The sequence below is a fragment of the Globicatella sp. PHS-GS-PNBC-21-1553 genome (assembly GCF_033564055.1).
GTDB classification, from domain to species: Bacteria; Bacillota; Bacilli; order Lactobacillales; family Aerococcaceae; genus Globicatella; species Globicatella sulfidifaciens.
Genome location: NZ_CP085470.1, coordinates 1,425,149 through 1,451,199 on the forward strand (window position 1 = coordinate 1,425,149; position 26,051 = coordinate 1,451,199).

The following is a 26,051-nucleotide window of genomic DNA, read 5'->3' on the forward strand; positions in this document are numbered from 1 at the left end:
TATAAGCTTAGAGACTTTTTTTGTTGCATTTAATTAATAAAAAATAGTATCAATTCGTATATTGGAAGATGCTTAGCGTACTCCATTCTTTCTAACTTCAATATGAAATCAGGAGCGTAAATTGCAACTTAGAATGTAAGGAAAGATTCAATTGAAACATCACTTCAAAACTTTTTCTAAGGGATAGCTCAGAGCATTTTTATGGAGGAACTAAGTAGAAAAAGTGCGTTCGATATTTTATACTGTAAGTAGAATAATGCAAATTTTTCTAATAACAATTTGATTAGGGGGTTAAAAAATGTTTCAAGTTAAAGTTCAATTAAAAGAGATAAAGTCTCCTCCGATTTGGCGTAATATAATCTTACCGAATCGTATCACTTTTTTTGAGTTGCATCATATTATTCAAATTACTTTTGGCTTATTTGATATGCATTTGTTTAATTTCACTAAAAAGTCGCATTCTTTTGTAATAAACCTTGAGTATATGCGTGATGAGTATTTTAATTCTTATAATGAGGGAATCAACTATGTGGATGCAGACAAAACACTTGTTCTTCCCTATTTGTTAGAACTAAACACTCTCGATTATACCTATGATTTCGGCGATAATTGGGAGTTTAAAATCACCTTGATGAAAGTAAAGGTCACAACATCAGAGGAGGTCCCTAGCGTGGTCAGCTTTCGCGGCGAAAATATATCGGAAGATTGCGGCGGCCCTGGAGGTTTAGAGGAAATTAGAGAGTTGTCAAAAACCCCTGAGTCTAAGGAGTATCAAGAGTGGGTTAAATGGAATCCTAGAATTTTAGAAGACTATGATCTACCTCGAGTGAATAAGCGATTAGCTAAGTTTTATCGGCTAAATAATGGTGATGTTATTTTACCTTATCATATTTATGATTCAGAAGTGGAAATCAATTGGTAATTTATTTTTGACCCGTTAAAATTAAATCCTATGATTTTACATTTGAGTTTGTAAAGTTCATAGGGTTTTTATTATTTTTAAGATAAATTTGATGCTATACTGAAGATAGCTATTTTTTAGGAGGATGACTCGTGTTAGTTTTAGTGATGGCAATTTCGATAAAGTTACCTTATGCTAACTCTTTAAAAGACAAACGCAGTATTCGCCAGTCGTTAGTTTCGCAATTAAAAAAGGGTTTTTCAGTTAGTGTGCGAGAAACGGCACATCAAGAAGATTACCAACAGCTTCATTTATCGCTAGCGTTGGTTTGTCTGTCTGAATTAGAAGGCGAGCAATATGCTCAACGAATTGAAGATTTTTTATATGATTTTACTTTAGATAAGTCATGCGAATTACAAAATGCTATGTGGGATATTTTGGTTGTTGAATAATATCCATAATAGATGAAGGAGCGACAATCAAATGAAAAATGCTAAAAAAATGAAATTGTCATTTAATTCGCCAGTCATATTGTCTTTTGCTTTTGCTAGTTTTATGATTCTATTGTTTGATCAGGTGTTTGGTGGAGCCTTAAAGCGTACATTATTTAGTGTTTATCGCTCATCGTTCTGGGATCCTTTTACTTATTTACGATTTTTTGGGCATGTCTTAGGTCATGCGAATTGGGACCATTTAATTAGTAATATGATGATGTTTTTAGTAATTGGACCATTGTTAGAAGATAAGTATGGTTCGATGAATATTTTAATGGTCATCTTGTCAACAGCATTTGTAACGGGTGTGATTCATTTTTTACTATTTCCAAAAGTGGCGTTACTGGGAGCTAGCGGAGTAGTTTTTGCCTTTATATTATTCGCATCGATGACCAGTTTAAAAGAAGGGGAAATTCCGATTACGTTTATTTTGGTGGCGTTGCTTTATATTGGTAAGGAAGTCCATCAAGGCATCTTTACTTCCGATAACATCTCAAATTTAACCCATATTATAGGTGGTTTAGTAGGGGCGTATTTAGGCTATCAATTAAATTTGTATCAAGCTAAGCATCGATAAACGACTTTGTTATTTGCGCTTTTAAGCATGATAACCAAGGCTACTAATTATAATTAAAGGAGGTCATTTTCTTGGCACACCGATACATCCGTGAAGACATCGATTTTTATTCTGACGGCACCCGTTGCAGTGGCTGGTTGTATTTGCCGGCAACACGCTATCCGGCACCAGTGATTGTTATGGCGCATGGTTTAGGTGCTTTGCGTAATATGCGATTGGATGTGTATGCCCAACGTTTTGCTCAAGCGGGACTGGCTTGCTTTTTGTTCGATTATCGTAATTTTGGGGCGAGTGAGGGTCAGAGGCGTCAATTAATTAATGTTCAGCATCAATTGACTGATTGGCGTCAGGCGATTGAGTGGGTGAAGCGAGAGCCAAGAGTTGACGCAACGCAATTATACTTATTTGGCACGTCATTTAGCGGCGGTCATGTGATTCAATTAGCGGCTGAGCGTCGGGATATTACTGCCACAATTGCTCAATGTCCTTATACCGATACTTGGGCGACTACTCGTGCAGTCCCTTTTTTCTCATTACTTAAAATGATGCCCTATTTAGTGGCGGATATCGTATCAATGGTAAGAGGTTATCGTCCGGTTATGTTAAAACTTGCAGGTAATAAAGGCGAAGGAGCATTGATGACAGTATCAGATCATGATGATAGCACCAGTAGAATGATTGGTGAGGCTAATTTTATCAATCAAGTCCCTGCCCGTACTTTATTAGAGTTTCTTAAATATTCTCCAGGAAAGTTAGCCCGAGAGGTTACAACACCGATTTATTTTGCATTATGTAAAAAAGATACCATTGCCCCAGCTTCAGCCACTTTAAAATGGGCCCAACAAGCAGCTAATGCCACAATTAAAGAATATGATTGCGCGCATTTTGAGATTTATTTAGAGCCGATGTTTGAGGCAGTTATTCAAGATTATATCGAATTTTATCGCACTATTTGTCAGCAGAAAAAGTAAAGGAGCATTTAATGAAAATAAGTTTAATTCAACTAGAAGCTTGCCCAACCCCAACCACTAATCCCTATCAAGCAGTTGAAATACTTTTCGAGCAAGTGGCAGATTCTGAACAGGGTATCGGTGATGTGGTGTTATTACCAGAATTGTGGAATATGCCTCTAGCAACTTCTCAACCGGAAAATTATGCCGATTTAAATGGTGAAAAAACGAAAGCTCTATTATCACAATTAGCTGTAAAATATCGAGTTAATATTGTGGGTGGCTCCATTATTGAACAAAGAGGGAATCGTTACTATAACACCGCCCATGTCAACAATCGTGAAGGAAATCTCATCACTAGCTATGATAAGGTACATCTTTATCATCCGCAAGACGAGTCGGAAGCAATGACCGCGGGTGACGAGTTGTGTGTCTTTGAATTAGAGGGCATCAAATGTGGCTTAATTATCTGTTATGATTTGGATTTTGTGGAATGGGTCCGCAAATTGGCCCTTGCTGGCATTCAATTATTATTTATTCCGGCAGCGTGGCCAAAAGCATTTATCCATCATCTAGAAGTGTTATTAAAAGCCCGCGCACTAGAAAACCAAATTTTCACGATTTGTGCGAATCAATTCACCCGTGAGTTATCAGATGGCCTAGGTGTGACCGGTGGTCATAGTCAAATTGTTGACCCGTTAACCAATGTTCAATTTATGTTAAAAGATGAGGAGTCTTTTGGTACCTTTGAAATTCGACCGCAAATGATTGAAGAAGTAAAAGCAAGTTTTGATTTTTATCGTGACCGTCGTCCGGAATTATATTAAATACAAAAACAGTCATAGCCTACTACTTATTTTAAGTACCCATACTTTCAAAATGGGTCCTTCATGATGCGTAGTAGGTTATTATGCTGTATTGCTACTTGAATGATAGCTCTATTAAAATTAAGGTAATAAGTACTTTGAAAAACTGTTAAGTATCAAATATTTACATAAAAAATATTGATAAATTGCGTTGCTTTGGTATAATTATATATAAGAAAGCGCTTTATCGTTTAGCGAAAATAATATAGAAAGGAATGTAGTGGACATTATTGATCAAATAGAAGCGATTCTTGATGTTGATGAGTGACATTGTAACTAAGGAAAATAAATAGAGATGAAAAGGAGAATGTGATATGGCAACAATTTCACGGTATGAAACTAGTAGACTTGGTAAAGATAATCCTCAATTTTCAGCTTTAAGATCAACCATCGAGACCGCCTTTTATGGGAATAATGTAGAAGAAGTAAAAACAATCAGTGAGGCCTATGAAAGAGCGGCTGCTTATAAGGGAACGATTGTTTTAGATCAAGAGGTAGCTCATGCCGAAGATTTAGGCTTACCAAAGGGCGCTAAAGTATTGGTTGATAATGGTGGGCGTGTAACGGGACGTACAGCCGCAGCCAGACATCTTTCTGGAACCGGTGAGGATGATAAGAAGCTATTAGGGATTGTCCGCGATGCGTTGTATGCCAATCGTGAGCGTGAATATTTAACCACGACAGCTTATGTCGGACTAGATGAAGATTTTATGGTAAGAGCGCGTTTGATGGTGCCGTCTGAAGAGATTAACAACTTATATTCTTGGTTATTAAATTTCCAATGGGCATCTGACCAAATGACCGCAATGTATGAACGCAGTAAAGTTTATGAAGATGAATCGGATATCTTAATTTATAGCGATCCAAAATGGACACATCCTGATCATCCAAATGGTTTTGTTTACTTTGATCCAAAATGTAATGTAGTGATTGTTTTAGGGTTACCATATTTTGGAGAGTTGAAAAAAGGAACTTTAACCTTAGCTTGGGCGATTGCACGTCGTCATGGTTATGTCTCTTGCCATGGTGGTATGAAAGAAATGATTACTGGCGATAAACCCTATGTAGCAGCTTTCTTTGGGTTATCTGGTACCGGAAAATCAACTTTAACCCATGCAAAACACGAAGATAAATATGAGATTAAGGTGCTTCATGATGATGCTTTTGTTATTTCGTTAGATGATTTCTCTTCTATTGCTTTAGAGCCATCTTATTTTGACAAAACGCAAGATTATCCTTATGGACATCCTGAACAAAAATATTTTGTCACTGCTCAAAACGTTGGCGTTAGCTTGAATGAAGCAGGCGAAAAGGTGTTAGTGACCGAAGATATTCGTAATAATAATGGTCGTACGGTCAAATCACGTCACTCAACACCGAATCGGGTGGATAAATTTGATGTGCCGATTAATAGTGTGTTCTGGTTAATGAAAGATGAGACCTTACCACCGGTAGTGAAGATTGAAGGTCCTGAATTAGCGATGATCTTTGGCTTAACTTTAACCACCAAACGTTCAACAGCTGAAAACTTAGTCCCAGGAACCAATATGGAAAAACTAGTTATTGAGCCGTTCGCGAATCCATTTAGAGTTTATCCATTACAAGAGGACTGTGATTCATTTGAACAATTATTCAATTCAGGAGAAGTTCATGGCTATATCTTGAATACCGGCTTCTTTATGGACAAGAAAATTACACCAGCGGTTACCTTGGGTATTATTGAAAGTTTAGTCGAAGAGCGAGCAGAGTTTGTGCCATTTGGACCATTAGAAGAGTTAAGTTATATGCCGATTGAAGGATATGAACCCGATTTTGCTGATGAAGCTTATCGCAAATTATTGCATGAGCGCTTAAATGACCGTGCACAATGGATTAAAGAAATTAGCGTAGAAAAAGAGCCATTAAAAGCAAGCTATTATGAAACGTTAAATGCATTAGTGGAAAAATTAGCAAAATAAAGTGGTTATATACCTAGATAGAAAGCGGGTAGGCGCATTGAAAATCAAATGATTTTCGATGTCCTGCCTGTTTGTTTATTTTTTAGAAGTTATTAGGATGATGGAGAAATATGAGTGAGCAACACTGAAAATTATCTGGCGAGCGGGCGATTAGTTGAAAATTATAGGTTTTTCGCTTATGTGTCCACCTATTTTTAGTACTCCCATTATGTTGGGGAAATGCTCAGCCTACTCGCAAAAAACATAATGATAAGTTGGCAATTTAAAAGAATCATCATCAGTGGAGACTAAGTGCATTGAAAAACGGACTCGTTTGTGAAATTGCAACATAGAAGTTTAAGAAAGCGAAAAAGCTGGCGAGTCCTGAGTCATCTCTTCCTATTTTGAGCTAGGAAGAACTTAGGATTCGCCAACGATTATCGATTTAATTTACATTAAACGATAAGCCTCGTTTGGAGTGATGGTGCCTTCTGGTGTGTAAATAATCCAATCAATCATTTGGTCTAATGGAAATGTTGCGACGGTATCGGTTTTGATATCCGGTAAATATTGAGCATCATGCGTTGCTTTACCGATAATCATCTCATTGGTTAATTCATCTAACTGAAACCAAACATTTTCTTGATTATGTTCACCATGTGGAATGCTAATTTTTACTAAAGGCACCCAAGTAGGTGCATCTTTATGCTGATTGAAAGCTTTTAGTAACAGTGGAAATTGTTCATGAGCCACCAACTTTTCGCGTTTAATTTCTAATGGTGGGACAGTATAAAGTGGGTCTTGTTTGAATAAATGACTCGCTTTATCCGCCGTCACCAATTGTTGTTCATCATGCTCATCAATAAGTAAAATAAAGATTAAATTAGATAAAGAATGATGGTCTACTTGTCGGTCATTAGTACCACCGAGTGCCTGGCTAGGGTAATATTTTAAGGCTTGATTCCAAGGAATCGTATGGGATACAATCGGGTGTTGATGATTGAATGCCCCTAGGATCTGTGTTTGTTCCACCGGGTCATTTGGTTTTTCTAAGCGTAAGTAAACCAATTGAATCGCTAAATGTTTGATTAAATAATAAAAATCATTGTAAGTGTCTTTTGTTACATTCAAGATTTCAAGTTCTGTTAACTGACAGCGAATGAGTCCATGCGTATGAAGCCAAATTTTACCTGAGCGTTGAACCGCTTGGATCGAAAACAACATCGCCGGATTAGGGAGATAATGCGATTGGGCAATCATTTTGACCTGTTGGTGACACAAGAATCGTTGGGCATTTTCATCAATAAGCCCCATCATCTTCGGAACTAACAGATTGGCGATACTGAGTTGTAATTGATAACACTGCTGTAACTCATGGGTGAAGGGTAAAATGATAGTTAATGCTTGCTTTGCTGAATGTAATTGTTGAACATATTGTGCCTCCAAATCGTCGAGCTGTACGTCTTCTAAAAGATTGCTTGCTTGATGTAATTGAAATAGGAAAAAACGATAAGCATCACCATATTGATAAGTCACGGTCCCAAAAGGAGTGTTGGTTTCAGCAGGCATTTTGACGGAAGCGACCGCAAAATGTTCCAGTTGATTGAGAACGTCAAATGACTCGTGGGAAAGCTGAATGTCCTCATGTGGATTTAAAATGAGAGTCATTGTCGAGTTTTTTTCTCGAAAGAGTGGTTCTTTCATTTCAATATTTTTAGCTTTATTTTGTGCGCTCATCGTACAACCTCCCAGTAATGTTATCTTTATTATACCGAAATTAAATCATTGTGACAGAAAGAAGTGCTTTTAGTGATGTTGTGAATGATTGGATGCCTTAGGAGTATATTTTGAGAATCAGATAAGACGCCATAACTGAAAGAATCAGGTTTTAAATTGGAATTTGGCAGTTAATACCATTATAAAAATAATGCAGTTCTATGTTATAATAGAAAAAATATAGCACAAGTGGAGGGGATGCGAATGAAAGAACTTGAGACTAAGCGATTACGTTTACGAAAACTAACGGAGGATGATGTGCTAACTATCTTTAATGGCTGGGCAAATGACCCAGAAGTAACGAAGTTTTTAACGTGGGAACCACATGAAACGGTTGCGACCACTCAAGCAATCTTAACCAGTTGGTTAGTTGCTTATCAAGATGAACAGACCGTTCGCTATGGTATCGAATCGAAAGCGACCGACGAGCTATTGGGCATGATTGATATTATTAAATTTTGGGATGGCTCACCAGTAATTGGATATGTACTGGGAAAACAATACTGGAATCAAGGTTATATGACAGAAGCCTTTGGTGCAGTCGTCGCTTATTTATTTGAATTAGGATATCCGCAAATATTTATTGAAGCTGAAGACATTAATATTGGCAGCAACTCCGTGATTAAGAAAAATGGTTTTAAATTCATTAGACAAGAAGAACGACCACGATCGAAAGCGGAAGCGCGATTAGTAAAGATTAATATTTATCAAAAGTCAAATCCAGTTTGCTAGCAAGTAGTTAAGGTTGTGATAGCATACGTCCAACGAAGTTGATCATTGATTTAATGCTAAAAACAAACACCACCACTCACAAGAAGGGGTCAGAGCGAAATTGCTGCCCTTCAACAAGATGAGTGGTGGTTTTAATTGGAAATAGATTGTAAAGGAACAGCGAATAACAAAAGATGTTGTACTATCTATTCGAATAATGTTCCTTAATCATTGCCCAGACTCAAAGCTGACGTTCGCGATGTGAATGAGGGACTGTCATCTGATCACGCGCTTGCAAAATATCGTCATATTAAAAATACATGTTCGCAAATAGGGAACCATTTTGATAAAAGGGACATATCTTAATTTTTTACTATTGTATAATACTCCAAACGCTTTAGGTCAAGGCTAGGCAAAAAATACAAAAATTCAGTTTGGTTTTTCATTTTTGAAAGAAGTAAAAAACTGTTAACGGTAACAGGATCTTTTTTTGAACCAGTTCCGTTTTTCGAAAAATAGTTACTCAATATTAAGCAAACTATCATCATACTGTTCTAAAAATAAATCGGTAAAAAAGCTTAGGCACTTCAAAAATCTTGATATATCAAGGTTTTCCAGCATCTTATTAACGTGTTGTTGATTTTCTACATCCTTTATTAGAACAAAATAGATTAGAAACTCTCTATCAGTGGAAAAAATGTTGTTTTCAAATAAAAGTTATTATTTCAATGTTTTTTTGAAAACAACCTACTAATCTTTCACATGAGTAGTTAACTTTGCAAACGGTTGTACGAAAGCGTTTGTAATGATATAATGAGGATAAATATTACTTATCTAGGAGGAAATAATATGGTAAAAATTCCATTTTTCAAACGTGCAGGGTTAGTTTTAGCAGCGGCAACGATGCTTTCGGTCCCATCAGTTTCAGCGGCTTCGACAAGTGCCGATGCGTTCACTTTATATTCAAATAAAAGTGAAACACAAGAAGCCTTAACGAATTATGCTAAGACATGGGGAGAGGCAAATGGAGTCGATGTGACGATTAAAGTTTGTTCTGGTTCTTGTACATTAGGTGACCAATTAAAAGCAGACTTCACTGCTGGAGATGGTCCTGACGTGTTTGTTATTGAAGGTCAAGCTGGATATGATATGTGGGCTGATTTCTTAACACCGATAGAAGGTGATTGGGTAGATCAAACTGAATTTGAGTTTAAACAAGGTGATGATGTTTATGGCTTCCCAGTATCTGTTGAAGGATATGGTTTAGCTTACAATGCTGACTTATTAGAAGAAGCAGGAATTGATCCAGCGACTTTAGATTCATTTGAAGCATTAAAAGCAGCGATGGAAGACTTAGAAAACCGTAAAGAAGAATTGGGCTTAACAACAGTTGTCGCGAATGCTACTAAAGAAGGCGAAACATGGATTATGGGTAACCACGACTTTAACGCATTCTTAGGCGGAGGTTTAGAAAATGGTGACCGTTCTGTTGTCGAACAAACCTTGAAAGGTGAAGTCGATGAACAACGGATGGCAGACTATGCTGATTGGGTTGAATTATTATTTAATCATACTGAAAAACAAATGTTAACAGTTGGTACTCAAGAAGACATGGATATTGCTTTTGCATCTGGTCAAGCAGCATTCTTACACCAAGGTAACTGGAAAGATCCTAACTTAAAAGAATTAGAAGCTGACTTTGCGATGGGATTCATCCCTTATCAAACTTTAGGTGCTGATACCAATGCAGACGGATTATTTATCGGGGCTCCTTCATACTATGTTGTAAATAAAGAATCAGCAGCGATGGAATCTATTACTAAATTCTTCAATGATATGGTTTCAACACCTGAAGGTCAAGATTATATCGTCAACCAAGCAAATATGATTTCAGCATTCTCAACAACAACCGAATCACCAGAAGCACCAATGTCTGCTTTCTTAGCACAATGGGTTGCGGATGAAAAACCAGTTTATTCATTTGACTCAATTTACTTCACACCAGATGGATTTGGTATGAACAACTTAGGACCAATCTATGGACAATTTGCTCAAGGAAATATTGACAAAGCTGAATTCATTAAATTGATGACGGAAGAAATTGCTAAAATTCCAAGCTTATTAGGTGAATAATTGTAATTTAGTCAAATTTTTACCAGGTTAGAAAGTATACATTTCTAGCAAAATCTCGCAACGAGATATCAAAGCACAGTGGTTTGGTAGTGTCAAATAAGGGGTTTTAACGACCTAGTTATACAAACTCAACTGTGAAGGAGTGGGCATGTGAAGCGAAAATCATGTGATTTTCTACTTCTAGCCCACTCTGATTCTTTAAGGAGGGGAATTTTATGGCAGAAAAAGAATATATCGCAAAGAGAAGTAAACGTCAACGACGGAATTTCTGGTTATTAGTCGCTCCGGCTTTTATCTCATTAATTTTAGTAATTTTTATTCCATTTTTCATGGGGATTTATTATTCATTTACGGATTGGGGCGGTATTATTAAACCGGAAGCTAATTTAAAAGGACTACAAAACTACTTTGATAGTTTTGCGGATTCTCGTTATCGTTATTCCGTAATGGTGACCTTTATTTTCGCATTTTTTAATATTATTACCATTAATATTGTTGGGTTCACCTTAGCGATGATCGTATCCAGTAAGGTTAAAGCGCGTGATGTTTACCGTGCTGGTTTCTTTATTCCGAACTTAATTGGTGGACTGGTATTAGGGTATATTTGGCAATTTATTTACAATAATGTCTTTCCAAATATTGGAGAAACGATAGGCATTGACTGGTTAGCGAATAATTTATTCTTGGGTAATCCCAAATTAGCGGTCATGGCATTGGTAATGACGTCAACTTGGCAATATGCCGGTTATATTATGATGATTTATTATGCTGGTTTACAAAATGTACCGCAATCATTATACGAGTCAGCATCATTGGATGGGGCTAATTGGTGGGAAAAATTACGCCATATTACATTCCCGATGATTATGCCGGCCTTTACAGTCTCACTATTCTTAACCATTAATAACTCATTCAAAATGTTCGATGTGAACGTGTCCTTAACAGGTGGTGGCCCTTCAATGATGTGGAATGGAGCAGCCATTAAGTCAACTGAATTTATGACGATGAATATTTATAACACGGCATCGGTTGAAAATAAACTAGCATTAGGACAAGCACGAGCCGTTATTTTATTCGTTATTTTGGTAGTTATTAGTTTAACGCAAACGACTATTACCAAACGTCAGGAGGTTGAAATGTAATGAAAGCAAAATGGCCCAAAATTTTATTAGAAGTTTTTCTTTACTCGTGTTCGTATTATTTATTTCACCGATTTTGCTTATTACCATTAACTCAGCTAAGTCCTCACGTGAAATATTACTTAATCCTTTATCATTACCGGAAAATTGGGGGAAAATATGGGAAAACTTTATTTCAATTTGGAACAATCCTTCCATTGATTACCGTGGCTCATTTTTATCCTCAGTCATTATCACGGTATTGTCTTTGACATTAATTTCATTATTTAGTTCACTAGCTGCATGGGGCTTGGTACGTTATAAATCTAAAACTTCCAATGTTATCTTTTATCTATTTGTAGCTTCGATGGTTATTCCGTTCCAAGTTGTGATGTACCCATTGATTTCTTGGTTTAGAACACTTTCAGTCAATATTACACAACCGTTATTTAGTGTGACATTGTTACGTTCCTATCCAGGATTAATCTTAGCTTATATCGGTTTTGGTATGGGGTTGTCGGTCTTTATGTTCCATGGATTCTTAAAAGGGGTGCCATTGGAAATTGAAGAAGCTGCCGAAATTGACGGTGCTAATAAATTCCAAACCTTCTTCTATGTGGTGATGCCAATTATGAAACCAATCTACATGACAATTATCATTTTAAATGGTATTTGGATTTGGAACGACTACTTACTGCCTATTCAATTATTAGGAGTAGGAAATGATATTCAAACATTACCGATTGCGTTATCAAACTTTGCGGGATCTTATACTAAGCAATGGGATATGATTTTATCTTCCAGTTTAATGATTATGATTCCGATAATTATTGTCTTCTTATTAGCACAAAAACAAATCCTTAAAGGAATGGTTGACGGCGCTATTAAGTAACTGGTGACGTTTATAAACCAACTAAGACTGATTAGTTATGGATTTCATTAAACAGTATAAGCATTAAAATAGAATGTTGAAACGACTACCTGTGGGTGGTCGTTTTTGTGGCCCAAAGAAAAGTTGAACGACTGCTTTTTAGAAAGGAAAAGGATTATGAGAGGAAACTTCTTTATATATAAAAAATGTTATTCTTGATAACTAGTAACATTTATAATTGTTGATTACATCAAATGTTGCTGGTATAATAGATGCGAGGTGATAACATGTTAACAACCAAAACAAGAACACAAGGCAATTCAATCGTAGTAACTTTACCTGTAGCTGATAATATAACATTACAAAGTCAAAAGGAGTATTTTGTTACTTATCTAGATGATGGTAGTATTATTTTGACGCCTAAAGTTGAAGATCCATTTTTGGTAGCTGAAGATGGTGCCTATTATGAAGCGGAAGTGTTAGAAGGTATACCAACTTCAGGAAATGAGGTATGGTAATGTTAGAAGTAAATAGCTATGTTCCATCAAAAGGAGATATCGTTTGGTTCGATTTTGATCCTTCAGCTGGAAAAGAAATTCAAAAAAGAAGACCAGCATTAGTCGTATCAAGACATGATTTTAATCGAACGACAGGATTTGCTATTGTGTGTCCAATTACAACAACATTGCTTAATTATCCAACAAGGGTTCAATTGCCCCATATACTAAAAACAAAGGGTCAAATTGTTATTCCACAATTAAAATCGTTGGACTTTAATAGTAGAAAGGTAGACTTTATTGAAAAATTGCCTGAAGGGTATATTCAAAGAGTCGATCAAATTATTCAATATATTTTTAATTAGTTTTTAGTAATAGGGAGTGGCGTGAAGTAGACAATCGAATGGTTGTCGCTTCGTTTGCTTAACCCATCACAGTTGAGAATGAACTAGAAGTAGAAAGTAAAATGATTTTCGCTTTGTCTGTCCACCCCCGCAAAGTTGAGTAGGTCTCAAGCAAGTCATTAAGACGCAGGTTGATACCACTCAACCACTGCGCTTTTAAGGAATAAGCACTAATTTGACTGAATTTTTCAAATATATCTTCAATCTCGTTGAGACGCAGTTTGAGACCACTCAACCACTGCGTTTTTAATTAACAATACCTTGACTAAATTTATCAAGTTTCATACTCAGTCACTAGTTCTTTCATTTGATTTAGTATATGCTAGTGTCTTAAATTGAAAAATTAACCCAATATTGTCATAATAAATATAGAATAGTAATGCGCAAAAGGATATAGAATATGTGGCGAAAGAAGTTTCAACAAGTTGAGCTTGACAGAGGATACCAAGATTTTATTTAAAGTCGCCCCTTGATAAAACCGTGTAATTCATACATGGATGAATCAAGTTCTAGGGCGACCGTCATTGTATTCTGTTAATTGATTTTCAATATATTTTTTAACAGTTTCTTTAGACATACTACCTACTGTTGACATGAAATAACTAGGTGTCCATAAATGGCCACCCCATAACATTGCCTTTGTTTCTGGATAAGCTTTGAACCATAGACGGGCAGATTTCCCTTTAAGTGTCTTGACGATATTACTTGCGGCATGTTTAGGGTTGAACGAAATCAACATATGGATATGGTCAGGCATAACTTGCAGCGATTGGATGACAATATCGTGTTTATCACAAATGTGGGTCAACATATCTTGCATGGCGTTTTGTTTTTCAATGCTTGTAAATATTTCTTTACGATACTTTGTTACCCAAACCAAATGGAAATTAAAATCATAGACATTTGTCCTTGTTTTTACCATCATACGTAAACACCTCCTTATTTACATTATAACAATTGATATCGCTATAAACAAATGTCATGTGTATGGTATAATATATCTATAAAAACAAAGGGGGTGAAAACATGTATCAAGGAATTGAGTGTAAGATCTATCCTAACGAAAAACAGCGTCAGTTAATTCATATGACTTTTGGTCATACCCGGTTCATCTGGAACGAAATGTTGGCCATGTTGAATGCGCGGTATGAAAACAATCCTGACCTTCAGATGCTGTCTTATAATGCATTATCCGCTCTTATTCCGCAAATGAAGAAGGAATATCCCTGGTTGCGTGAAGTTGATAGCGTAGCTGTTCAATGTAGTGTTAAACGCTTATCCGAAACTTTTGTTCGGTTTTTTAAAGGTTATTCAAAATACCCAAAATTCAAATCAAAGAAGAACACCAAACAGTCGTATTTAAGTACCATACGTGGCAACAACATTCGTTTCAATGATAATCAACGGTATATTAAATTACCCAAGTTAGGTTGGGTAAAATGTAAGTCAAGTGTGCTTCACATTGAGAATGAACGCATAAAATCTGTCACCGTTAAATATACACCTAGTGGCGACTACTATCTCTCTCTTTTGGTCACAAGCGATAATCAAGCAATGCCCAAAACAGGGAATGTAGTCGGTGTCGATTTAGGTGTAAGTGATTTAGCTATTACGTCTGATGGTAAAAAATATCAAAGTCAACGACTACATTTGTCTTATAAAAAACAATTACATTATTGGGAAAAGCGAATGGCCCGTAGACGTTTACAAGCCAAAAAGAACGGTATAGCTTTAGTGGATGCGAAAAACTACCAGCAAGCCAAACGCCAAGTTGCCCGTATTCATCAACGTATCAAAAACATCCGTAAGGATTACATTCATAAAATCACAACCGATATGGTTAAAAGTTATGACGTTATCGTACTAGAGGACTTAAAGACGACTAATATGATGAAAAATCATCAATTAGCTCGTTCGATTGCTGACCAATCATGGCGGATGTTTAGAACAATCCTAGAGGCAAAGTGCGAAATGTATGATAAGACATTTGTAGCGATTAATCCGTACAAGACGTCACAAAAATGTTCCAATTGCGGATATGATAGCGGTAAAAAAGCGTTAAATATACGTCATTGGACTTGTACGAAGTGTAATATGCATCACGATAGAGATATCAACGCAGCTAAAAATATATTAAATATTGGCCTGGAACAGGCCTTAGTTAAATAGCTTAGACCGCTGTTTTGCTTTGAAATAAGCGGAACAAGTCATGAGTGTTCCTAGAAACACGCCATTTTAATGGCGTTGTAGTTCATCAATCATGCCGTAGAAAGTTTTATATAAAGAGAAAATAATGAAGCCAAAAGAGCCAAATCCATTTAAACTAAAGAAAAAAATGTTTGAAGCTTGATAGATTGTTTGTTTAGTGAAAGATGTTGTTTGTCAAAAGAGAAGAGGTCATGAACAAGCATAATAAAACAAAAACACCGAAAAAGGGTTCAATCTGGAAAAAGTTACTGATTGGACTAGCTATAGTGATGATGGTATTTGTGGTGGCATTTGCAGCATTTTCTGTTTTTATTTACTGAGAAAATATTTCAGGACGACAAGAAAGTTTTGCGCCCTTAATGTTAGAAGCAGAAGGTTTTGATGGCTTACAACGAACGGAAATGCCATTTTATTCTAACGAAGAACAAAAATTAATGGGGTATTTATATGAACGCATTAGATTTGGAGATTATGCCACTAAGACAGCTTTAGAAGTTTTTGGCAATACGGATGCTAGGATGATGATCGTACAAAGTCAAGATGATGAACTAGTACCGACGGCCTATGGATATGATTCGTTTTACGAGCAATATGGTGAGGATAATCGTTTTGAATTTGTGCTTTATGAAGATCGAGGTCATAATCACTTATTTAGAGATGAGACTTATATCAATGAGTTTGTAGACGGCATGAACACCTACGTCAACTCATTCTCGTTTAATTCTGATGAAGTAGGTGAAGCCTTACGTGATGAAGCGAAAACAAGCTATGTTCTAACGCACCTTGACCGCGAAAAGTGGAGTCATTCACTGGATGAGTCTTTCGTTAGTAAGTTTGTAGAATTCTATGATTCGGCTTTGTAGTTAGAAAGTGTAAAATGCTCAAAAAAGATGGAAAACCCGACCAAAATGGAATCCTATTCCAGATTGGACGGGTTTTTGCTTGAAAAAAATTGTTTTTTCGACTAAAATGGAATTGAATTCCAGATTGGTCGTAATTTTTAACATGAGGTGAGAATATGGTATATATTAAACGAACAGCCGAAAAAGTAATAGAAAAAATCGTGTCAACATTCAAAATTGCATTAGTGACAGGTCCGCGTCAAGTAGGGAAGTCAACATTATTAAAAGAGTTGTATGGAGCAGAATATGAATATATAACCTTCGACGATATCAATGAGTTACAATTAGCTACAAGTGATCCCAAATTGTTTTTCATCAACCATCCAGGTAAATTGATTATTGACGAAGTACAGTTATGTCCTGAAATTTTTTCCGAATTAAAGCGGATTGTCGATTCAACGGATGAGGTCGGACAATTTATCTTAACAGGGTCACAGACATTTGCATTAATGCAAAACGTCAGTGAAAGTCTAGCTGGTAGGGTCGGAATAATGGAATTAAAGCCACTATCGACCCAGGAAATTATAGGACATAGTCAAAACAATGCATTCGTTCCCTCTACGACGTTAATACACGATTCGCATTCTGAGTTAAATTACTCACAACTATGGGAAATTATTCATCGTGGTTCTTTACCAGAACTTTATCGCAGACCAGAGATGGATTGGGAAATGTATTACTCGAGTTACTTGACGACCTTCATTCAAAGAGACGTTAGACAATTGACAGCCATTCAAGATTTAAATCTTTTTAACCGATTTATTTCAATTTTAGCTGCAAGAACCAGTCAAGAAGTGAATTATGCCAATATAGCACAAGAAGTAGGAGTGGATCAAAAGACAGTAAAAGCATGGATTGGTATCTTGGAAGCAAGTGGAATGATATATATTATTCCAACCTTTTCCAACAATCAATTAAAGCGTGTTACAAAAGCACCTGTTTTGTATTTTTTTGATACTGGTTTAGTCGCATATTTAGGAAGATGGACCACAGCCAAGACGCTCCAAAATGGCGCTTTTGCAGGAGCAATATTAGAAAACTATTGTGTATCCGAAATTATTAAGTCTTATAGCAATCAAGGGAGTAGTCATTATCCAATTTATTTTTATCGCGATAAAGATAAAAAGGAAATTGACTTAATTATTGAAGATTCTGGAGTACTATATCCTATTGAAATCAAACATACAGCAAGTCCAAATATAAAAATGACCAAGCATATGTCGATTTTAGACAAAGCAGAAGGTTACGAAGTAGGACTAAAAACAATTTTGGCACAAGTGGAGCGAAATTATTTGTTAGCAGAAGATACACTCGTATATTCTATAAAAGAATTATAATGATGATACATCTTAAATGTCTTTTATTATGGTTGAGTCACCACAATAATAACGTCTTGAGATGTTTTTGTAATGCTTTGACTATATCATAGCACTTGACGGAATTAACGAATTAGGTGTGGGGGAAATCCTAGACTTTATTGCAGTGCGGTTAATTTTTGGTCAATCAATTTAGCTTACCGGATATTTGTATTAAGTAATGTATCTAAACGATAAAATTGTTCTCTCACCCAATCGTAACAAGCAGCTACATTTTAATCATTATAAGCTAAGGATTCAAAATATAAGTGGTTAAATTAATTTTAGAACTTACGTTTTCCCGTTCAAAGTATGTCATATCATCTATATTATTTACATCATAAAAAGCAAACCACCTTCGGGTGGTTTTTTTGTCCCCAAAAACGATATTTTGCACATACTTAAAAATCTTAATTCGCCTGTAAATGATTGTTTTTGATTGTTTAAGCGAATACAACTTGATTAAAATGAATCAAATTGATTTATTTTGATTGAAAACGATTGACTTATTGATTTATTCGTGATACTATGAGCACAAGAATGAGGTGACAATATGTTAAAAGATGATCGTTTAGCGAAGATAGTAGAACTGATCAATCGACATAAAACACTTAAAACGGATCAAATAGCTGAAGCTTTAGATATTTCATTGGCGACCGTTCGCCGAGATTTAAATGAATTAGATGAGGCCAAAAAGATTAAGAAAATCTTTGGTGGGGCAAAATCGATTGTGATTGCCGATTACGTTACAACTGAAGATGCCATGGATACTAAGATGACCGTTAAAATTCAAGAAAAGATTTTAATTGGTCAATTAGCCGCACAATATATTAAAGAAAATGATTTTGTTTATATGGATGCGGGTTCGAGTGTGGAAGCAATGGTTGCTTTTATCGATACTACCAATGTTACTTTCGTTACCAATTCAATCGGAATTGCGCGTGATTTGTCAGCTCGAAATTATAAAGTTTTTATTTTACCAGGAGAAATTAAGTTAAGCACCGATTCGATTATCGGGATTGCAGCTAGTGAATATTTACGGCGCTTTAATTTTACAGTTGGTTTTTTTGGAACGAATGGTTTGCATAAAGAGTTTGGTTTTACAACGCCTGATATTAATGAAGCGATGGTCAAAACAGCAGCGATTGAACGATGCAAGGAAGTGATGATTTTAGCGGATGATAGTAAAGTTGGTAAAGTATCTCAAGTGACGTTTTGTCATGATGTTGAAGCGAAAATTATTACTAACCAATTAATTGACGGGACAGAACAAGCCATTATAACGACTTTGGAGGAGGAACTATGATTTACACTTTAACTTTAAATCCTGCATTAGACCACATCGTAAGATTGGAAAAAGTAGAAGCAGGTGAAACAAACCGGATGGATGCTGAAAGCGTTAGCGCCGGTGGTAAAGGCATCAATGTCAGTAAAATTTTGAAAAATTTAGGTGAAAGAAGTATTGCCTTAGGTTATATCGCCGGTTTTACAGGTAAAGAAATCGAGCGTGTGTTACGTGATGAGGATAAAATATTAAGTGATTTTATTTTAGTTAAAGAAGGATTTACTCGCATTAATACGAAGATCAAGGCGGATGTCGAAACAGAAATTAATGGTCCAGGTTTAACCATCAATGAAGCAGATCGCCAAGAATTAATAAATAAAATAGAAGACGTAAAAAATGGCGATTATTTATTTTTATCAGGAAGTATTCCTGATTCACTAGGCAATGGGTTTTATGCAGAAATTATGGAATTATTGAAAGATAAAGAGGTGGCCATTGCGGTTGACACGACCGGAGAAGCGTTAAAACTCTCATTACCTTATGGGCCAACCTTGGTAAAGCCCAATTTACGAGAACTAGAAGATTTCTTTGGTGTAACGATTGAAGATCCGCAACAAATTGAGCACTATTCAAAAGAATTACAAAAAATGGGCGCCAAAAATATTATTATTTCGATGGGTGGCGATGGTGCTTATTTCTTATCTAGTCAAGGGGAAGGTCTGTTTTTAGCAGCTCCAAAAGGAGAAGTGATTGATACCGTAGGGTCAGGCGACTCGATGGTGGCTGGTTTTATGTATGGATTAAAAAATCAATATTCACCAATTGAAGCGTTCAAATTAGGTGTAAGCTGTGGTAGTGCAACAGCATTTTCAGAAAACTTAGGCACTAAAGATGAAATTATGGCGATATATAATAAATTATAAGAAGGGGTTTAATATGAAAATTACAGAATTATTGCAACCAGTCGGCATTAGCTTAGGACAAGCAGCTGGTACCAAAGATGAAATCATTCATCGTTTAGCAGATTTGATGGAAAAGACCGGTGCTTTAACAGATAAAGCTCAATATATTGAAGATTTAAAAATTCGTGAAGCTTCTGGTACGACCGGAATCGGTGAAGGGATTGCCATTCCTCATGCGAAGTCGAAAGGTGTTTTAAAACCACAATTAGTATCAATGACCGTACCAAGTGGCACGGACTATGAATCATTAGATGGCACACCTACTAATTTATTCTTTATGATAGCGGTGCCTGAAAATTCAAACGATGAGCACTTAAAAGTATTATCACGTTTATCAACCATGTTAATGGATGAAAGCTTCCGTAAATCATTATTAAAAGCAACAGACAAGACGACATTTTTAAATACGATTAATCAAAAAGAAGCCGAAAAATTCCCTGAAGACTTCCAAGGGGTATTAGGCAAAGAAACGAACACTGGCTATGATATTGTAGCGGTTACAGGCTGTCCGACAGGTATTGCCCATACTTATATGGCAGCTGAAGGGATTATCAATAAAGCCAAAGAAATGGGTTATAATGTCAAAGTTGAAACTCATGGTTCAACTGGAATTGAGAATGCCTTAACGACAGCTGAAATTGCTAATGCTAAAGGGGTTATTATTGCAGCGGATGTGGCAGTGGATAAATCACGTTTCAATGGTAAACGTTTAGTTGATACCAAAGTGTCTGATGGTATTAATAAACCAGCAGAATTAATCAACCGTGTCTTAGATGAATCACGTCCAGTTTATCAAGCAACAGGTCAAGCAGCAGCAGCTACTGAAGAGGATAGCCATCTAACTGTTGGTCAAAAATTCTATAAACACTTAATGAATGGTGTTTCGCATATGTTACCATTCGTAGTTGGTGGAGGAATTTTAATCGCGGTAGCTTTCTTACTAGATGATTATACAATCGATCCTTCAAGCTTTGGTTCTAATACACCATTAGCAGCTTTCTTTAATCAAATTGGGGGAGCAGCCTTCAGCTTTATGTTGCCTGTTTTAGCCGGTTATATTGGGATGTCAATCGCCGACCGTCCAGGTTTAATGGTCGGGATGGTAGGAGGGTACCTAGCTAATACTGGTGGTGCTGGTTTCTTAGGAGCTTTAGCAGCCGGATTTATTGCGGGTTACTTAATCTTATTATTACGTAAAGTGACAGAACCACTTCCACGTTCAATGGACGGGGTCAAACCGATGTTAATTTTCCCAGTATTTGGAATCTTAGGTATTGGTGCGATTATGCTATTATTATTAAATCCACCATTAGCTCAATTAAATACCATGATTACAGATGGGTTAAATAATATGGGCAATTCTTCTAAGTTATTATTAGGTGCTTTATTAGGTGCTATGATGGCAGTGGATATGGGTGGACCGGTTAACAAAGCAGCATATGTCTTTGGTACAGCTTCTTTAGCGTCAGGTTCTTCAGCAGTAATGGCCGCAGTAATGGCTGGTGGTATGGTACCGCCGTTAGCTATTTCATTAGCAATGTTATTATTCAAAAATAAATTTACTGAAAAAGATCGTCAAGCCATTCCAACAAATATTATTATGGGGATGTCATTCATTACTGAAGGGGCGATTCCTTTTGCAGCAGCTGACCCATTACGCGTGATTCCTTCAATGGCTGTCGGTTCAGGCTTAGCTGGATTATTATCAATGTTATTTGGCTGTTCTTTACGTGCGCCACATGGTGGTATCTGGGTTATTGGTGTTGTTGAAAATCCAGTGATGTACTTAGTAGCAGTCATCGCAGGGGCAGTCGCAAGTGCCTTTATCTTAGGAACCTTAAAGAAAAACATTAACGAATAATTCGTTATCATAACTTAGCGTTTCAATTAATTCCAACTCCTAAATGAAAACAGAAGCAATGATTTTGCTTCTGTTTTTTTTGACTAAGAGAAGAGTTGATACCATATATGAGCTAATTTCTCACTGTTGCAGTCCCTAAAAGTTAACGAGCGTTTTTAGTTAATAGCGGGATAGATGATAGAGATTGTTTCTATCTCAAAGGTTCTATAAAAAAATAAGCAGTGTCTTGATTAGAACTGTGAAAATTTGTAGCGAGAGCACAAATAAAAAGTGTATTAAAGTAGGGGAGAAGGTAGAATAGTTTCCAAAACCAATCAAAATCAATCATTTCAACCAAGCAACTACTCAAATTTAAAGATTTGTTAAAGTTTTCTCCTGATAGTAAAAAACGATGCTTGACACTGTCTAAAATGAGTGCTATTATAACTGTATTAAAATAATTTTAATCTTAGAAACATGAAAAAACGAGTAAACTTGTGGAGTATTTCAGAGAGTAAGCGGTGGGTGTGAGCTTATATCGAAGTAAGTTGAAAATCCTTTTTCTTTTGCAACTCTGAAACTTAGTAAGAGTTGACGCAGTGGTAGGCGTTATCATTACCCAACATTGATTGATGTTCGAGCGCTTATTTAGTTAAGAAAAAAGGTGGTACCGCGATAATTTCGTCCTTTGTCATTCGTGACAAAGGATTTTTTCATTTTTAGGAAGAAAAATTAGGAGGAAATAGAATGAAAAAATTAACCCGTAGTCAGTTTTTACAAGTTAGCATTATGTTATTTGGATTGTTTTTTGGTGCAGGCAATTTAATTTTCCCACCTCTATTGGGAAACCAAGCAGGATCGACGACACTAGTCGCATTATTAAGTTTTGCTATTACAGCCGTGGTGTTTCCGGTAGTAGGAGCTATTGTTGTTGGTAAGACCGACGGGTTATCGAATTTAGCCAATCGTGTAGGTCCATTGTTTTCGTTAGTTTTTACCACTGCTATTTACGTATCGATTGGACCAGGACTTGGAATTCCTAGAGCAGGAAGTGTCCCTTTTGAAATGGCGATTGCTCCATATTTACCCGAGAGCTTTAATCCGCTATTTGCCCGTTTAGTATATACGGCAGTCTTCTTTGGCATCGCGATGTGGATTTGCTTAAAACCAACGAAATTAGTTGAAAGAGTAGGGAAGTATTTAACACCTACCTTATTAAGTTTAATCTTATTAATGTTTTTACGAGTCATTTTCTTACCGAAGGAAGTGGCTGCTCCAGTTGGTAATTATCAACAAGCAGCGGTCGTTCAAGGATTTTTAGAAGGCTATAACACCATGGATGCTGTGGCGGCATTGAACTTTGGTTTCGTGGTGAGTTTAGCTATTAAAAACTTTGGTATTACAGATAGAAACGAAGTCACACGATATACTTTAAAAGCTGGTGTTATCGCTGGGTGTGTATTATTTTTAGTTTATGCGATGTTAAGTACAATTGGTATGGTAACTTCTACACAATTTGCTGGTGCTGAAAATGGTGCCTTCATCTTATCTGAATCGACAAGATTAGTATTTGGTGAGTTTGGAGCAGTGTTATTAGCCTTTATCTTTACTTTAGCTTGCTTAACCACTTGTGTTGGTTTAATTACGAGTGGTAGTGAATATTTCCATACGCTTTTCGGTAAAAAATTATCTTATCATGCTTGGGTAGTGGTTTGGACAGTTTTCTCATTTGTCATGGCGAACTTTGGATTAAATAACTTATTAGCCTATTCAGTGCCATTATTAACTGTCATCTATCCAGTTGCTCTTGTATTGATTGTATTAGGGGCTACTCATGATTGGGTACATTACTCACGTTTAACCTATGTTGTTGCAGCATTTTTATCAGTTTGTTTACCACTGGTAGATTTACTTGCTTCATTTGGCTTGAAGTTGCCTTACTTGGCCAATTTATCAGCGTCATTCCCGATGGCAAAATATGGACTTTCTTGGTTAGTGCCAACAGCTGTAGCGGTTGTTGTGTTAATGCTTCTTGAAAAATTATTCGAAGTTGCTAGTGCGCGTGTGAGCTTTGGATTAACAGAAAAATAAATACACTTTTATCATCTAGTCTCATGTATTTGGGGCTAGATTTTTTATAAACATTGCGCTTGAATGCGAACAATAATTGGTTTGAAAATCACGCTTGAATGCGAAAAAGAGTTTGCTTCGAAAATTATATTTGAATACGAAAAAATAGTTTGTACGTAAATTGTTTTTAATCTCGCAAAAAGGAAATGTTTTAGGTTTACTGTTATTTGACGCGATGAGATTGGTAGAGAGTTTTTGTCAAATAACAACGACCGGTTCTTTTATATATGAAAAAGTGATGCATTTTCTTAAAGTTCTTATGATATTGAAAACCACATACCGTTTTCAGAAAAACCTTTAAATCATAAGCTTAAACGGTGTTAGATTATGTGAAAGATTTAGTTGAAAACAATATCTAGCTATGTTATACTTTGGTAGAGGTAGGTGAGGCTACTGATAGGATATGGGTTACCGCCGCAAAAAAATGGAGACATTATTCGCTGGTTAGCAGTTGTAATCGCTAAGGTTACGACTAGTGTAATTTCACCGCCTATCAGAGCTAAAGCTTGAACTAGTTTTTTTATTGTTTAAGTATTTTTTTGGTCTGCCTTTATAGAGGTAGACTATTTTTTTCGCCAAAATTTATTATAGAGGAGTGGTTTATTTGAAGAGTGATGATTATCCCCAGGGACAAAGGTATAGTATCATATCAATAGCTTCACCTAAACCTCGAATTTATGATGAATTGAGGTATTGGTATGAAAGGAATTTTAGAACTTAACAAAAAAGAATTATTTGATCTAACAGAAAAATTAAATAGAATGCATGAAGTAGATTTGGCTCATTATATGGAAGAGCTTGATACAGAAGAAATTTTATTTATCAGTCGTCTTATTAAAAAAGAACAATTATCAGAAGCTTTTGCTGAGTTGGGCACTGACTATAAACAAGCAATGATTGAACATTTAAGTGATTCTGAGCTTGAGACTGTCATTCAACATCTGGATTCATTTGAATTAGCTGAAACCATGCGTGAAGTACCTGCGAATATCGTTAAACGATTAATTCGCCATATAGATGGTACTAGACGCCCATTAATTAATCAGGTGTTAGGTTATCCAGAAGAAAGTGTTGGCTCTATTATGGGGGTAGAGTTAGTTAAATGTTATGAAAATGATACGTTAGAGACAATTATTGAAAAAGTAAAGACCGCTCAATTTGATGCAGAATTTTTACAAGTTATTTGGGTGGTTAATCATAGTCAACAATTACAGGGCTTTATTAACGTAGCGGATCTCTTAAGATATCAAGATCAACCATTATCAGAATTAATCAAACACGATGTCATCTCCATTAATACATTAGCTGACCAAGAAGAAGCGGCAAAATTAATGAATAAGTATCACTTGTCTGTTTTACCCGTTATTGATGAAGAAGGTTGCTTAGTAGGGGTTATTTCAACTGAGACCGTTTTAGATGTTATTGAAGAAGAATTCTCTGAAGATATCGCCCAAATGCAAGGGGTAGCTAATATTGATGAAGGCTATTTAGAAGAGTCTGCCTATTCACATTTTTTAAAACGAATTAAATGGCTCTTGATATTAATGATTACCGCGACGATGACTGGTTATATTATTCAAAGATATGATGATATTATTTCAACCAGTGTCGTGCTGGCCGCTTATATTCCAATGTTAATGGATAGTGGTGGTAATGCTGGTGGTCAAACCACAACGGTTATTATTCGTTCGCTTACTTTAGGTGAATTGGATAGTGGCGATATTTTGAAAATTATTTGGAAAGAGTTAAGAATTGCCTTGATGGTCGGGCTAAGCTTAGCTATCATCAACATTATTCGAATTGGAATGATGGATCATGTTAGTTTAATGGTTAATTTAACTGTATCACTTAGCTTAATGTGTACTATCGTAATGGCTAAACTGGTTGGGGCTGTATTGCCATTTATTGGGTTATTCTTTAAACAAGACCCAGTGGTCATGGCCGGTCCATTGATTACAACGGTTGTTGATACTTTCGCTTTAATTATTTATTTTGAAATTGCCAGCCTTTTATTAGGTATTTAACAATTCTCGGATTCCTTTAGGAGTCCGATTTTTTATGTGTTTAAAGGGCCATTAAGCATTAGATTAGCAGTGAATGGGTCTATGGCAAATTTGTTTAAAAGACAGGGTGG

General features: G+C 36.1%; 23 protein-coding genes, 1 riboswitch and 1 other annotated feature. Of the genes, 20 read left to right on the top strand and 3 right to left on the bottom strand.

Annotated elements, in window-relative coordinates; translation table 11 throughout:
• Nucleotides 1-298: 298 nt before the first annotated feature.
• The 6 genes from LB888_RS06785 (at nucleotide 299) to LB888_RS06810 (ending at nucleotide 5,746) form a co-directional block, all read left to right on the top strand.
• Complete coding sequence (locus tag LB888_RS06785; RefSeq protein WP_318752349.1) at nucleotides 299-922, top strand: plasmid pRiA4b ORF-3 family protein; 624 nt, start codon at nucleotides 299-301, stop codon at nucleotides 920-922.
• 131 nt (nucleotides 923-1,053) lie between these two features.
• Complete coding sequence (locus LB888_RS06790) at nucleotides 1,054-1,353, top strand: DUF503 domain-containing protein (protein WP_318752350.1); 300 nt, start codon at nucleotides 1,054-1,056, stop codon at nucleotides 1,351-1,353.
• Between the two features lie 31 nt (nucleotides 1,354-1,384).
• Nucleotides 1,385-1,972, top strand: a complete 588-nt coding sequence (locus tag LB888_RS06795) for a rhomboid family intramembrane serine protease (protein WP_318752351.1) — start codon at nucleotides 1,385-1,387, stop codon at nucleotides 1,970-1,972.
• Nucleotides 1,973-2,043: 71 nt separating this feature from the next.
• Entirely contained in the window at nucleotides 2,044-2,943 is a 900-nt protein-coding gene (locus tag LB888_RS06800) for an alpha/beta hydrolase (RefSeq protein WP_318752352.1), read from the top strand.
• A gap of 11 nt (nucleotides 2,944-2,954) precedes the next feature.
• Complete coding sequence (locus tag LB888_RS06805) at nucleotides 2,955-3,749, top strand: nitrilase-related carbon-nitrogen hydrolase (RefSeq protein WP_318752353.1); 795 nt, start codon at nucleotides 2,955-2,957, stop codon at nucleotides 3,747-3,749.
• A gap of 353 nt (nucleotides 3,750-4,102) precedes the next feature.
• On the top strand, nucleotides 4,103-5,746 hold the full coding sequence (locus LB888_RS06810) for a phosphoenolpyruvate carboxykinase (ATP) (RefSeq protein WP_276646147.1): 1,644 nt from the start codon (nucleotides 4,103-4,105) through the stop codon (nucleotides 5,744-5,746).
• 429 nt (nucleotides 5,747-6,175) lie between these two features.
• On the opposite strand, the gene LB888_RS06815 is transcribed toward LB888_RS06810, so the two are convergent.
• The gene (locus LB888_RS06815; RefSeq protein ID WP_318752354.1) at nucleotides 6,176-7,462 is read right to left on the bottom strand and encodes a DUF4026 domain-containing protein; all 1,287 of its coding nucleotides are present in this window, start codon (nucleotides 7,460-7,462) and stop codon (nucleotides 6,176-6,178) included.
• 243 nt (nucleotides 7,463-7,705) lie between these two features.
• Here LB888_RS06815 and LB888_RS06820 point away from each other — a divergent pair, with 243 nt between their 5' ends.
• From LB888_RS06820 to LB888_RS06845, 6 genes are all read left to right on the top strand, one after another.
• Nucleotides 7,706-8,233, top strand: a complete 528-nt coding sequence (locus LB888_RS06820) for a GNAT family N-acetyltransferase (RefSeq protein WP_318752355.1) — start codon at nucleotides 7,706-7,708, stop codon at nucleotides 8,231-8,233.
• Between the two features lie 828 nt (nucleotides 8,234-9,061).
• Nucleotides 9,062-10,345 (top strand): ABC transporter substrate-binding protein, encoded by a 1,284-nt coding sequence (locus LB888_RS06825; RefSeq protein ID WP_318752356.1) that lies wholly within the window; start codon nucleotides 9,062-9,064, stop codon nucleotides 10,343-10,345.
• A 215-nt stretch (nucleotides 10,346-10,560) separates the two neighbouring features.
• The gene (locus tag LB888_RS06830) at nucleotides 10,561-11,487 is read left to right on the top strand and encodes a sugar ABC transporter permease (protein ID WP_318752357.1); all 927 of its coding nucleotides are present in this window, start codon (nucleotides 10,561-10,563) and stop codon (nucleotides 11,485-11,487) included.
• The gene (locus LB888_RS06835) at nucleotides 11,477-12,355 is read left to right on the top strand and encodes a carbohydrate ABC transporter permease (protein ID WP_318752358.1); all 879 of its coding nucleotides are present in this window, start codon (nucleotides 11,477-11,479) and stop codon (nucleotides 12,353-12,355) included. The genes LB888_RS06830 and LB888_RS06835 overlap by 11 nt, the downstream gene beginning before the upstream one ends.
• A gap of 266 nt (nucleotides 12,356-12,621) precedes the next feature.
• Nucleotides 12,622-12,852, top strand: a complete 231-nt coding sequence (mazE, locus tag LB888_RS06840) for a type II toxin-antitoxin system PemI/MazE family antitoxin (RefSeq protein WP_318752359.1) — start codon at nucleotides 12,622-12,624, stop codon at nucleotides 12,850-12,852.
• Nucleotides 12,852-13,196: a type II toxin-antitoxin system PemK/MazF family toxin gene (locus LB888_RS06845; RefSeq protein WP_318752360.1), complete on the top strand. Its 345-nt coding sequence runs from the start codon at nucleotides 12,852-12,854 to the stop codon at nucleotides 13,194-13,196. The genes mazE and LB888_RS06845 overlap by 1 nt, the downstream gene beginning before the upstream one ends.
• Before the next feature lie 58 nt (nucleotides 13,197-13,254).
• Here LB888_RS06845 and LB888_RS06850 read toward each other — a convergent pair whose 3' ends face one another.
• Both LB888_RS06850 and tnpA read right to left on the bottom strand, forming a co-directional pair.
• Nucleotides 13,255-13,470: a hypothetical protein gene (locus LB888_RS06850; protein WP_318752361.1), complete on the bottom strand. Its 216-nt coding sequence runs from the start codon at nucleotides 13,468-13,470 to the stop codon at nucleotides 13,255-13,257.
• Between the two features lie 267 nt (nucleotides 13,471-13,737).
• The gene (gene tnpA / locus LB888_RS06855; protein WP_318752362.1) at nucleotides 13,738-14,160 is read right to left on the bottom strand and encodes an IS200/IS605 family transposase; all 423 of its coding nucleotides are present in this window, start codon (nucleotides 14,158-14,160) and stop codon (nucleotides 13,738-13,740) included.
• A 101-nt stretch (nucleotides 14,161-14,261) separates the two neighbouring features.
• On the opposite strand from tnpA, the gene LB888_RS06860 reads away from it, so the two are divergent.
• The 8 genes from LB888_RS06860 (at nucleotide 14,262) to mgtE (ending at nucleotide 25,941) form a co-directional block, all read left to right on the top strand.
• On the top strand, nucleotides 14,262-15,404 hold the full coding sequence (locus tag LB888_RS06860) for an RNA-guided endonuclease TnpB family protein (RefSeq protein ID WP_318752363.1): 1,143 nt from the start codon (nucleotides 14,262-14,264) through the stop codon (nucleotides 15,402-15,404).
• A gap of 398 nt (nucleotides 15,405-15,802) precedes the next feature.
• Complete coding sequence (locus LB888_RS06865) at nucleotides 15,803-16,306, top strand: hypothetical protein (protein ID WP_318752364.1); 504 nt, start codon at nucleotides 15,803-15,805, stop codon at nucleotides 16,304-16,306.
• Nucleotides 16,307-16,461: 155 nt separating this feature from the next.
• Nucleotides 16,462-17,682, top strand: coding sequence for an ATP-binding protein (locus tag LB888_RS06870; RefSeq protein ID WP_078755047.1), 1,221 nt, complete (start codon nucleotides 16,462-16,464; stop codon nucleotides 17,680-17,682).
• A 571-nt stretch (nucleotides 17,683-18,253) separates the two neighbouring features.
• Nucleotides 18,254-19,006, top strand: coding sequence for a DeoR/GlpR family DNA-binding transcription regulator (locus LB888_RS06875; RefSeq protein WP_318752365.1), 753 nt, complete (start codon nucleotides 18,254-18,256; stop codon nucleotides 19,004-19,006).
• Complete coding sequence (gene pfkB, locus LB888_RS06880; RefSeq protein ID WP_318752366.1) at nucleotides 19,003-19,908, top strand: 1-phosphofructokinase; 906 nt, start codon at nucleotides 19,003-19,005, stop codon at nucleotides 19,906-19,908. Before LB888_RS06875 ends, pfkB begins: the two co-directional genes overlap by 4 nt.
• A 13-nt stretch (nucleotides 19,909-19,921) precedes the next feature.
• The gene (locus tag LB888_RS06885; protein WP_276649124.1) at nucleotides 19,922-21,808 is read left to right on the top strand and encodes a fructose-specific PTS transporter subunit EIIC; all 1,887 of its coding nucleotides are present in this window, start codon (nucleotides 19,922-19,924) and stop codon (nucleotides 21,806-21,808) included.
• 447 nt (nucleotides 21,809-22,255) lie between these two features.
• Nucleotides 22,256-22,479 (top strand) — a binding site (T-box leader).
• 55 nt (nucleotides 22,480-22,534) lie between these two features.
• Entirely contained in the window at nucleotides 22,535-23,878 is a 1,344-nt protein-coding gene (gene brnQ, locus LB888_RS06890) for a branched-chain amino acid transport system II carrier protein (protein WP_318752367.1), read from the top strand.
• Nucleotides 23,879-24,286: 408 nt separating this feature from the next.
• Nucleotides 24,287-24,443: riboswitch (M-box (ykoK) riboswitch) on the top strand.
• A gap of 172 nt (nucleotides 24,444-24,615) precedes the next feature.
• Entirely contained in the window at nucleotides 24,616-25,941 is a 1,326-nt protein-coding gene (mgtE, locus tag LB888_RS06895) for a magnesium transporter (protein ID WP_276649257.1), read from the top strand.
• The last annotated feature ends 110 nt before the right edge of the window (nucleotides 25,942-26,051 follow it).

Bases quoted from the DNA above. Each gene is read 5' to 3' on its own strand.
- LB888_RS06785 (WP_318752349.1), top strand. From the start codon at position 299: ATGTTTCAAGTTAAAGTTCAATTAAAAGAGATAAAGTCTCCTCCGATT.
- LB888_RS06795 (WP_318752351.1), top strand. From the start codon at position 1,385: ATGAAAAATGCTAAAAAAATGAAATTGTCATTTAATTCGCCAGTCATA.
- LB888_RS06805 (WP_318752353.1), top strand. From the start codon at position 2,955: ATGAAAATAAGTTTAATTCAACTAGAAGCTTGCCCAACCCCAACCACT.
- LB888_RS06810 (WP_276646147.1), top strand. From the start codon at position 4,103: ATGGCAACAATTTCACGGTATGAAACTAGTAGACTTGGTAAAGATAAT.
- LB888_RS06815 (WP_318752354.1), bottom strand. From the start codon at position 7,462: ATGAGCGCACAAAATAAAGCTAAAAATATTGAAATGAAAGAACCACTC.
- LB888_RS06820 (WP_318752355.1), top strand. From the start codon at position 7,706: ATGAAAGAACTTGAGACTAAGCGATTACGTTTACGAAAACTAACGGAG.
- LB888_RS06825 (WP_318752356.1), top strand. From the start codon at position 9,062: ATGGTAAAAATTCCATTTTTCAAACGTGCAGGGTTAGTTTTAGCAGCG.
- LB888_RS06830 (WP_318752357.1), top strand. From the start codon at position 10,561: ATGGCAGAAAAAGAATATATCGCAAAGAGAAGTAAACGTCAACGACGG.
- mazE (WP_318752359.1), top strand. From the start codon at position 12,622: ATGTTAACAACCAAAACAAGAACACAAGGCAATTCAATCGTAGTAACT.
- LB888_RS06845 (WP_318752360.1), top strand. From the start codon at position 12,852: ATGTTAGAAGTAAATAGCTATGTTCCATCAAAAGGAGATATCGTTTGG.
- tnpA (WP_318752362.1), bottom strand. From the start codon at position 14,160: ATGATGGTAAAAACAAGGACAAATGTCTATGATTTTAATTTCCATTTG.
- LB888_RS06860 (WP_318752363.1), top strand. From the start codon at position 14,262: ATGTATCAAGGAATTGAGTGTAAGATCTATCCTAACGAAAAACAGCGT.
- LB888_RS06865 (WP_318752364.1), top strand. From the start codon at position 15,803: ATGTTAGAAGCAGAAGGTTTTGATGGCTTACAACGAACGGAAATGCCA.
- LB888_RS06870 (WP_078755047.1), top strand. From the start codon at position 16,462: ATGGTATATATTAAACGAACAGCCGAAAAAGTAATAGAAAAAATCGTG.
- LB888_RS06875 (WP_318752365.1), top strand. From the start codon at position 18,254: ATGTTAAAAGATGATCGTTTAGCGAAGATAGTAGAACTGATCAATCGA.
- pfkB (WP_318752366.1), top strand. From the start codon at position 19,003: ATGATTTACACTTTAACTTTAAATCCTGCATTAGACCACATCGTAAGA.
- LB888_RS06885 (WP_276649124.1), top strand. From the start codon at position 19,922: ATGAAAATTACAGAATTATTGCAACCAGTCGGCATTAGCTTAGGACAA.
- brnQ (WP_318752367.1), top strand. From the start codon at position 22,535: ATGAAAAAATTAACCCGTAGTCAGTTTTTACAAGTTAGCATTATGTTA.
- mgtE (WP_276649257.1), top strand. From the start codon at position 24,616: ATGAAAGGAATTTTAGAACTTAACAAAAAAGAATTATTTGATCTAACA.